This window comes from Mucilaginibacter sp. P2_A5 (assembly GCF_056404995.1).
The window spans coordinates 1-8,446 of record NZ_JBFUCY010000062.1 but is presented as its reverse complement, the minus strand read 5'-3'; the positions used below and the strand labels follow the sequence as shown (position 1 = coordinate 8,446).

Annotated in this window: 11 protein-coding genes and 1 pseudogene; 6 read left to right on the top strand and 6 right to left on the bottom strand. The window is 43.2% G+C overall.

Annotated features, from left to right (window positions below):
* Nucleotides 1–533: 533 nt before the first annotated feature.
* On the bottom strand, nt 534–896 hold the full coding sequence (locus AC1DXF_RS29175; protein ID WP_477452209.1) for a winged helix-turn-helix transcriptional regulator: 363 nt from the start codon (nt 894–896) through the stop codon (nt 534–536).
* Between the two features lie 109 nt (nt 897–1,005).
* On the opposite strand from AC1DXF_RS29175, the gene AC1DXF_RS29170 reads away from it, so the two are divergent.
* The 3 genes from AC1DXF_RS29170 (at nt 1,006) to AC1DXF_RS29160 (ending at nt 3,634) form a co-directional block, all read left to right on the top strand.
* The gene (locus AC1DXF_RS29170; protein WP_477452208.1) at nt 1,006–1,758 is read left to right on the top strand and encodes a glucose 1-dehydrogenase; all 753 of its coding nucleotides are present in this window, start codon (nt 1,006–1,008) and stop codon (nt 1,756–1,758) included.
* 62 nt (nt 1,759–1,820) lie between these two features.
* The gene (locus AC1DXF_RS29165; protein WP_477452207.1) at nt 1,821–2,579 is read left to right on the top strand and encodes an SDR family NAD(P)-dependent oxidoreductase; all 759 of its coding nucleotides are present in this window, start codon (nt 1,821–1,823) and stop codon (nt 2,577–2,579) included.
* A 254-nt stretch (nt 2,580–2,833) separates the two neighbouring features.
* Entirely contained in the window at nt 2,834–3,634 is an 801-nt protein-coding gene (locus tag AC1DXF_RS29160) for a hypothetical protein (RefSeq protein ID WP_477452206.1), read from the top strand.
* Between the two features lie 224 nt (nt 3,635–3,858).
* Here AC1DXF_RS29160 and AC1DXF_RS29155 read toward each other — a convergent pair whose 3' ends face one another.
* The 3 genes from AC1DXF_RS29155 to AC1DXF_RS29145 are packed head-to-tail and all read right to left on the bottom strand — an operon-like array spanning nt 3,859 to nt 5,144.
* On the bottom strand, nt 3,859–4,293 hold the full coding sequence (locus tag AC1DXF_RS29155) for a VOC family protein (protein ID WP_477452205.1): 435 nt from the start codon (nt 4,291–4,293) through the stop codon (nt 3,859–3,861).
* 42 nt (nt 4,294–4,335) lie between these two features.
* A complete protein-coding gene (locus AC1DXF_RS29150; protein WP_477452204.1) occupies nt 4,336–4,827 on the bottom strand; it encodes an SRPBCC family protein in 492 nt (163 codons plus the stop codon).
* On the bottom strand, nt 4,824–5,144 hold the full coding sequence (locus tag AC1DXF_RS29145) for an ArsR/SmtB family transcription factor (RefSeq protein WP_090644261.1): 321 nt from the start codon (nt 5,142–5,144) through the stop codon (nt 4,824–4,826). Before AC1DXF_RS29145 ends, AC1DXF_RS29150 begins: the two co-directional genes overlap by 4 nt.
* Before the next feature lie 225 nt (nt 5,145–5,369).
* Here AC1DXF_RS29145 and AC1DXF_RS29140 point away from each other — a divergent pair, with 225 nt between their 5' ends.
* Complete coding sequence (locus tag AC1DXF_RS29140) at nt 5,370–5,822, top strand: VOC family protein (protein ID WP_477452203.1); 453 nt, start codon at nt 5,370–5,372, stop codon at nt 5,820–5,822.
* Between the two features lie 97 nt (nt 5,823–5,919).
* On the opposite strand, the gene AC1DXF_RS29135 is transcribed toward AC1DXF_RS29140, so the two are convergent.
* Together AC1DXF_RS29135 and AC1DXF_RS29130 are read right to left on the bottom strand one after the other, a co-directional pair.
* Nucleotides 5,920–6,741, bottom strand: a complete 822-nt coding sequence (locus AC1DXF_RS29135) for a class I SAM-dependent methyltransferase (RefSeq protein WP_477452202.1) — start codon at nt 6,739–6,741, stop codon at nt 5,920–5,922.
* Nucleotides 6,742–6,965: 224 nt separating this feature from the next.
* Nucleotides 6,966–7,166 (bottom strand): hypothetical protein, encoded by a 201-nt coding sequence (locus tag AC1DXF_RS29130; RefSeq protein ID WP_477452201.1) that lies wholly within the window; start codon nt 7,164–7,166, stop codon nt 6,966–6,968.
* A gap of 155 nt (nt 7,167–7,321) precedes the next feature.
* Here AC1DXF_RS29130 and AC1DXF_RS29125 point away from each other — a divergent pair, with 155 nt between their 5' ends.
* Together AC1DXF_RS29125 and AC1DXF_RS29120 are read left to right on the top strand one after the other, a co-directional pair.
* Nucleotides 7,322–8,140: an SDR family NAD(P)-dependent oxidoreductase gene (locus AC1DXF_RS29125; RefSeq protein WP_477452200.1), complete on the top strand. Its 819-nt coding sequence runs from the start codon at nt 7,322–7,324 to the stop codon at nt 8,138–8,140.
* Between the two features lie 71 nt (nt 8,141–8,211).
* A pseudogene (locus tag AC1DXF_RS29120) lies at nt 8,212–8,446 on the top strand (helix-turn-helix domain-containing protein); the annotation flags it as partial.

Here is an 8,446-nt window from a genome sequence, read left to right as displayed (position 1 = left end):
GCTCATAGTATGATAATAAAACTTGTGCGAAACTGGAAGACTTATTTTCCGACAAGATCGGCAAAAGAGGTCATGGCTGATTAGTTGTCCACAAAAACGTTATCGTTTTTAAAAAGAAAAAAAGAAGCAAAAAAAGAAAAACGTGTTGAAATATGGAAAACCTAAGGAGGTTTCCCACATTCCAACACGACAAACAATAACAAATTATTATCTTTATTTAAACTGTCAACTTATTTTAGGACGAGTCAGGCTACTTCATATTTTCTGTCCCCGCGGGGTCTCTCGGAGAGGACCCAGCGATTGCACGGCGCAAGTCGTAATTTCCAATGCCGCGTTTATGCGAGGTGTGATTGGGAACCTCAGGGTCCTCTCCGAGAGACCCTGAGGGGACGGCGAGTTGTCAGTCCTCGCGGGGTCTCTCGGAGAGGACCCGGCGGTTGCACAGCGCAAGTCGTAATTCCCGAAGCCGCGTTTATGCGAGGTGATTGGGGAACCTCAGGATCCTCTCGGAGAGATCCCGAGGGGACGGCGCACTATCCGGCATAAGTTACCCTATCAGTCTCTTTGGGTATTAAAGCCACTTCATATTTTAAATTCCATTCTTTGATGTGTTCTAAAATTGGCAAAAAAGCTAAGCCTTTTTCAGACAACTTATATTCTACCCTTGGCGGTAATTCCTTGTAGGCTAATCTTTCCAATAGTCCATCTTCTTCCAACTCTTTCAGTTGCTCGGTTAGTACTTTCCTTGAAATGAGTGGTATTATAGAATCCAGCTGGCCAAAACGAATGGTACGGGCGCCAATTACATTTATAATTATCGGCTTCCATTTATTACCAATAGTGCCAATAGCTCTCGTAAACGGGCAATTCGAATTGCAAAATCTTTCGTCCTTCATATAATTTAAAATTGTAGTTACCCAATGGTAACCAGAATACACTGTCGATAGTTACAAATATAAACTATTGACGGTATGTTTGCGAAACAAAATTAAATACAAATTAAAAATGAGCAGACTAAAAAATAAAGTAGCAGTTATTACAGGTGGTAATAGTGGCATTGGGTTTGGTATTGCGCAGGAATTCAAAAGTGAAGGTGCTGTAGGCGCTGTTGTGGGCCGAAACCAGGAAACTTTAGATAATGCTGTGGCTGAGCTTGGAGATAATTTTATAGCCATAAATGCCGATGTAACCAACCTTACCGACCTGGAAAGGGTGTTTGCAGCAACAGCTGAAAAATTTGGTAAAATAGACGTGATTGTAGCCAATGCAGGTGCCGGAACTGTAGGAACTGTGGCAACTTTTGACGAAGCCGGCTTTGACAAGGCAATTGACCTGAACCTGAAAAGTGTTTACTTCACTGTTCAAAAAGCATTGCCCTATATGAATGATGGTGGCTCTGTTATTTTGATCGGGTCGAACGCTGCACATCGGGCATATGCGAATTTTACGCTGTATGGTGCTGCAAAAGCGGCCGTTATCTATTTAGCCAAAGGATTTTCAAGCGACCTTTTAGACAGAAAGATCAGGGCAAATGTGATCACACCAGGCACAACAGATACACCCGCATTTGACAAGTTTGTTCCGGCAGAACAAATTGACGCTGTAAAAAAACATTTTGCAGATCAAATGCCGATAGGCCGGATCGGGCAACCAGCCGACATTGGTAAAACAGCGGTTTTCCTGGCCTCTGACGATTCCTCGTTCATGCTTGGCGCCGAACTCCTGGTTGATGGCGGCATGACTTATTTGGCTAAATAATTAACCCCACACCGACGAGGGTATGTAACCCGTGCCATTAAATAATTAAAATAATTTTCAAAATGAGTAAACTAAAAAACAAAGTAGCGGTAGTTACCGGTGCTTCAAAAGGAATAGGCGCATCTATTGCCAAACACTTCGCGGCAGCAGGCGCGAAGGTGGTTGTAAATTATGCCTCAAGTAAAGAAGGCGCGGATAAAGTAGTTAAGGAGATAACCGATAATGGAGGCATAGCCATTGCAGTACAGGCCGATGTATCGAAAGAAGCCGATGTAACCAGGATGTTTAAAGAAACTGAGAATGCTTTCGGTACGCTGGACATTTTGGTAAATAACGCGGTATCCCAAGGATATGCGCCTATTGAACAAATTTCGATAGAAGATTTCCACCAAAGTTTCAACGTGAATGTGTTAGGGCCGATATTGACCATCCAGGCAGCTTTGAAACTTTTCGGCGATAAGGGTGGGAACATTATCAATATCAGTTCGGGTGCAAGTAAATACCCTCTTCAAAATGCCTCATTGTACTCTTCAACTAAAGCGGCATTGGATGCCTTCACAATAGCTTTATCTAAGGAGTTGGGTATTAAAAACGTTCGTATCAATTCTATTTTGCCAGGCGCTACAGCAACAGAAGGCGCAGCCAGCGCGGGCGTTACCACCGGCAGTGAGTATGAAAAGATGTTTGTCGAAAAAACACCGCTTGGCCGTAGAGGCCAGCCTGAGGACATTGCGAAAGCTGCCGTTTTTCTTGCTTCGGATGATGCAGCCTGGATTACGGGCGAGCAAATTTCCGTTTCGGGTGGTATGTATGGGTTTTAAATCCATCAACTCCCAAAAATGAACGACAATGTGGCGGAATTATTAGTTGACGATGGTTTCACCAAAAAGCAAAAAAAATAGCTTTAAAAGCATAAGTTTCTTTCAAATCACTGCTTTCTTCCGAAAGCAGGGATTTATAGCATAATCATCAAATACATAAAATTGATTTAGTTAACTTGTTGATAGTTCGGTGTTTTCATGTAGCTTTGTTAAAGAACATTCGCCAATTGTATACTTGTTTAAGCTTTAATCTTATGAATTTTAAACACATGATCATAGTGGTTGCATTAATGGGTTTAATGGCCAGTTGCAAAAAGGACAAAAATTCGGGAAAATTGCCAGACACCGAAGTCACAAAAAAAGACACCATTTATCTTTTAAAGAGCATAGTAACCAATGAGCTGCTGTCGCCAGCGCCGGTAACAAAAACGGAGAGCTTTACTTACACCGATTCGCACCAGCTAACCAAACATACCGTTGTTTATAAAAGCGCTTCGCAGAATTTTACGGTAAGTTTTACCATAAATTACGATGGCACCGGAAGGATTACAGAAGTGATTAAAACCGGAACCCGGTATTACCCATGGAATAAGCTTACCTATTCCTATTCGGGTAATGTTATGACAAACGTTTATCATTATCCGGAAGCATCGGCGGATAGCCTGGTCACTACGCTGAATAGTAAAGGCTATGCAGAAAAAGTAGTAGGCAAAACACAACAATATCAACTTGTATATGATGTTGACGGCAACATCACCAAACGGGGTTTATATGATAATTCAAATCCATCAGTGCCTACTTTTGTAACTAATTTTAAGCATGATAAAAAAAGTAGCCCCTTCAAGGCCCTGAAAAATAATTTATACGTTTTGTACCAGGCTTTTAATGATATATACAGCCCGGTTAATAACAGAATAAGTAATAACGACCTGGAATTTTATAATTATACTTATAATAAAGACGGTTATCCCCTGCAAATGGTGGTTGTACACAGTACCGTAGCCGTTCGTAAACTTGACTATACCTATACTGTAATCATACAGAATAAAAAGTAAGTCGGGGATATGCGGGCTAAACCGGCACTACAGATGGGATTTCTTTCCCGCGCGTTCTCTCCAATGCTATTACGTTAAAAGAAGCAGAAGTGAAAAATAATATCGAACACCGAATATCCAACACCGAAGTTTCTTCTTCATTATTCGATATTGGATATTCGGTGTTCGATATTAAATCGGCCTTAATTTAATAACATTGGAGAACCTCTGACGAAATAAGGAATTTACCCGTTATAACTCCCGTCAAACTCCACAATCCATTCTATCCCGTACTTATCCCTGAACATTCCGGCATACGTACCCCAGGGCGTATCGCCAATGGGGCCTTCGACATCTCCGCCTGCTGACAGGCCGTTAAATATATTGTCGGCCTCTTCACGGCTATCGGCGCTTACTGATATTTTCGACCGGTTTTCGGCTTCATTTACGCGTCCCATAAATTCGGGCACGTCGTTGGCCATTAACACATTGTGTTTGCCAAGGGGCAAAACTATCTGCATTATTTTATTGGCCTCATGTTCTGGTATCTGAAATTCGGGGCCGGCCAGGTCCTTGAAACAGATGATCTTGGTAAACTCTCCGCCAAAAACTGATTTGTAAAAAGTGAATGCTTCTTCGGCATTTCCGTTGAAGTTGATCCAGGGATTAATTGCTCTCATGATTTCTATGTTTTAATTGTTAATGTTTCGGTTTATAAATTCTTAAGATAAAGTTGATAACAGCTCTTCCAGGTTTTTTAATGTCATGGTAAAACCTATTTTGAAGCCCTCCAATAATTTCTCCATTCGCTCAAACGACTCATTAAAAATGGTAATGTCCACTTTGGTTATTCCATTTTGTTCGCTGAAATTGTAATCCCATTCAGACCCCGGCAGTTCACGATTTTCGTCTTTATCAGCAAACGCGTTGTACATCTTAAAATTGGTTTTCGGGGTAATGGATGTAAATTCCTGCACCGACCAACGTTCCTGCCCATCGGGGCTTATCATCGCGTAAAATCGCCGTCCGCCTACTTCAAAATTCATATACTTGGTTTTGGCACGCATAGGTGCAGGTGCCCCCCATTGGTCAAGCAGTTCGGCTTTGGTAAAGGCATCCCATACTAAAGATTGCCCGGCATTAAATTCCCTGGTTATATAAACCGTTTTCGCTGCCTTGTCAACGTTAAAATCAAATAGCAAATCGTTGTTCATTTTTCTGTTTTTTTAATTGTTGATAATAGTTGGTCGAGTTGATTGAATTGTGTTTCCCAGCTTTGCCTGAATTGGGCTAACCAGTTGTCGAATTCCTGCATTTTTTTTGCGTTAAAGTGATAATAAATCTCCCGGCCGCTTTGCTCGGGTTTAATCAAATCGCATTCGTGTAATACTTTAATATGTTTTGATACGGCCTGCCGGGTCATATCAAATTTTTGGGCCATGGCATTTGGTGTTAATGCCTGTATGGCAATTAAAGTTAAAATAGCCCTGCGTGTTGGGTCGGCTATGGCCTGGAATATATCTTGTTTCATTTTACAGATGTTCAATTAAGCAACCTACAGGTTGCAAATATATACGCAACTTTTGAGTTGCGCAAATTTATTTGCTTTTATTTTCATCGGGATAAATGCAGGATTTAGGATTGCTTAGGCTGCGGTTCCGATTCATACAATTTAATACGTTTAACTTTATTGAGGTTTGTTGTGAACAATACTTCGATGAACATCGTTACTTTTAATCTATAACGAGATAAAACTATGGCAGAAAATAAATTAATAAGAATGGACAATATGGGCATCGTTGTAGAATCCCTCGATAACGCCATTTCTTTTTTTACAGAAATAGGCCTGAAGCTTGAAGGGCGGGCTACCGTGGAAGGTGAATGGGCGGGCCGCATTACCGGGCTGGGTTCTCAGCGCGTAGAAATTGCCATGATGGTTACCCCGGATGGCCATAGCCGCCTCGAGCTTTCGCGATTTGTTACCCCGCCTGTAATTTCAGATCACCGTACAGCCCCGGTGAACGCGCTGGGCTATCTGCGTGCGATGTTCACTGTTGAAGACATTGACGAAATGGTATCCAGGCTCAGCAAGCACGGCGCTCAGCTTGTAGGCGAAATGGTTCAGTATGAGAACTCATACCGACTCTGCTACATCCGCGGAACCGAGGGCCTTCTTATCGGTCTGGCGCAGCAACTCGGCAGTCACTGAGTTTCTCCGCCCTTGTTGGAGGTTGACAACCCCAACAACGGCGAGTGCCAGCAAACTAAACCCCTCCGATTTTCTTTCAAACGAAGTTGTTCCCTGACTATTTGCGCGCCTGGCTGATTACAGCACTTATCGGAGCTATCATGGGGGCAGCTCCGTATTTTTCGGCAAGTTCTTTTTCCACTTTAATTTTTATCTCGTCTATCCAGGCCGGGTTACGCTTTTTAATCTCCTCATAAATAGGCCCCCACTCTACCAGACCGTGTGTTGCTTCTTTTGCGGTTGGACTAACGGCAAAAAGTTGTACTTTTTCAATTGATATTTCTGCAAACCCGGCATGCTGTAATAATGGCGTTATGACGGCTTCATCATTCATCGAGGTAGCAAGATTATAAGATTCGGGCAATGGCTCGTCCAAATATTGCTGTGCTATAGTTCTGCAGGAATATGACGCAGCGTTATTCTCCAACTTATCCCAGGTTGTAAATAAAAATGAGCCGCCCGGTTTTAGCACCCGGTATGCCTCTGCAAATGCCTTTGGCTTATCCGGAACAAACATATACCCGAAGCAACAAATAACCATGTCGATGCTATTGTCGGCAAAAGGAAGTTGTTGGGCATCTATATTTTGCCAGTCGATATCAAGATGGCTTAATTTTTTTTTGGCTACGGCCATCATATCCTCGCTAATATCTGAAGCGATTAGTTTTGCCGGGGGTGGAATGCGTTCGCGGATATGGCGGGTAACTCGGCCTGTTCCGGCGGCAATTTCCAGCACTATAGAAGCCAGTGCGGAGTCAATCCGTTTTGCTACTTCTACTGCAAATGGTTCAAAGTATAGCGGACCAAAGAATTGATCATATTGAATGGCAGCTTCTCCCGGCAAATCAGGGGAAGGAACTTTAGTCGAAGTATCATTCATGAATCATTGATTTTATATTTTAGGAAACTGCACAGCGGTTAGCTGCGGCTACCATTCCATTGCGTTATTTCTGTCCTAACGGAATCTTTCCAATGGTATAAAGTTAAGGCTAAAACAAAGGTAAAATAATCATGAATAATGAATTTCTGTCCTCGCGGGGACAGTGAAAGGCCTCATGGATGAGCAACAAATAAAGTTGCTTTGGTACGACAGGTATAATCTGCTTATTGCCGCAGTTTATCAATTATCACGATAAGAAAATATACCGCACCGCCACCGGTAAGGATTACATCTAATACAACGAACAGGTTACCCAATACAGGCCCAAGCGAAGCATGTGTCCATGCATAAAGAAAAAGGAAATTACCCAACCCGATGATGGCTATTGCAAATAAAGCCTTATATCTTGTTTTCCAGTTGCGCATTAGCGAATATACAATATATTGCTTTCCCCTCATCATGACACTCCCATTACCATCCACCCTCACCTACGTAAAAATGTATCATTCTTCCCCACTTCCGTATAAATCGGGCGGCAAAAGGCACTCTACATTTGTGTCATAATTAAAACAACAAAACAATGGCAAAAACAATTTTTATTACCGGCGCCTCACGTGGCTTTGGTAAATTATGGGCCGATGCACTACTGCAACGCGGCGATAAAGTAATAGCAACAGCCCGCGACCTGCGTACCCTGGATGACCTGGTAAACAAATACGGCGACAATATTTTACCCCTGCAACTGGATGTGAACGACCGTGCTGCCGGTTTCGCGGCCATCAATAAGGCAAAGGAACATTTTGGCAGCATTGATGTATTGATCAATAACGCGGGCTACGGCTTATTCGGCAGCGTTGAAGAAACCACCGAGCAGGAAGCCCGCGAACAAATGGAGACCAACTTTTTTGGCTTGCTATGGCTTACACAAGCGGTGTTACCTGTAATGCGCCAACAGGGGCATGGGCACATCATCCAGGTTTCGAGCGCGTTGGGTTTGGTTACGTTGCCTGTGTTGGGCCTGTATAATGCCTCAAAATTTGCTGTAGAGGGCTTAAGCGAAACCCTGGCTGCCGAGGTAAAGGGCTTTGGCATTAACGTAACGCTGATAGAGCCTAACGGCTTTGCCACGGATTGGGCAGGTGCTTCATCGGCACATACCACCGAGATGCCGGAGTATGATGGCTTGCGGGCAGCTTTCCAGGCTGGCTTAACCGATGATATTTTTGGTATCCCCGAAGCAACTAATGATGCGGTGCGAAAGTTGATCGACAGTGAAAACCCTCCCCTGCGTTTATTCCTGGGTAGCCAGGCTTACCCCTGGATTAAACAGGTTTATGAAAGTCGTTATGCCGAGTGGGATAGCTGGAGCGAGGTATCGGCAGCAGCACACGGTAAATAAATATTTAATGGTATTATACTGACACAATTTACGCCGGAATTCGGCGTAAATTTGTTTAATATTTTTTGATCATGCAGCATTTTAAAAACTTGGCCGATATGCACCGTTTCAACGGCTTTGCCCCGCCCGAGAACCCGCTCATCAGCGTACAAAGGTGCGTACACACCTGTTCGTTCGGCAACAGGGAGTTTACATCCGATTTTTATATGATTGGGTTTAAAAAACTGAAGTCGGGCGTTATTATGTACGGCCGCACCCGGTACGATCATGATAACGGCAGCATGATGTTTGTAAAACCCCGCCAGA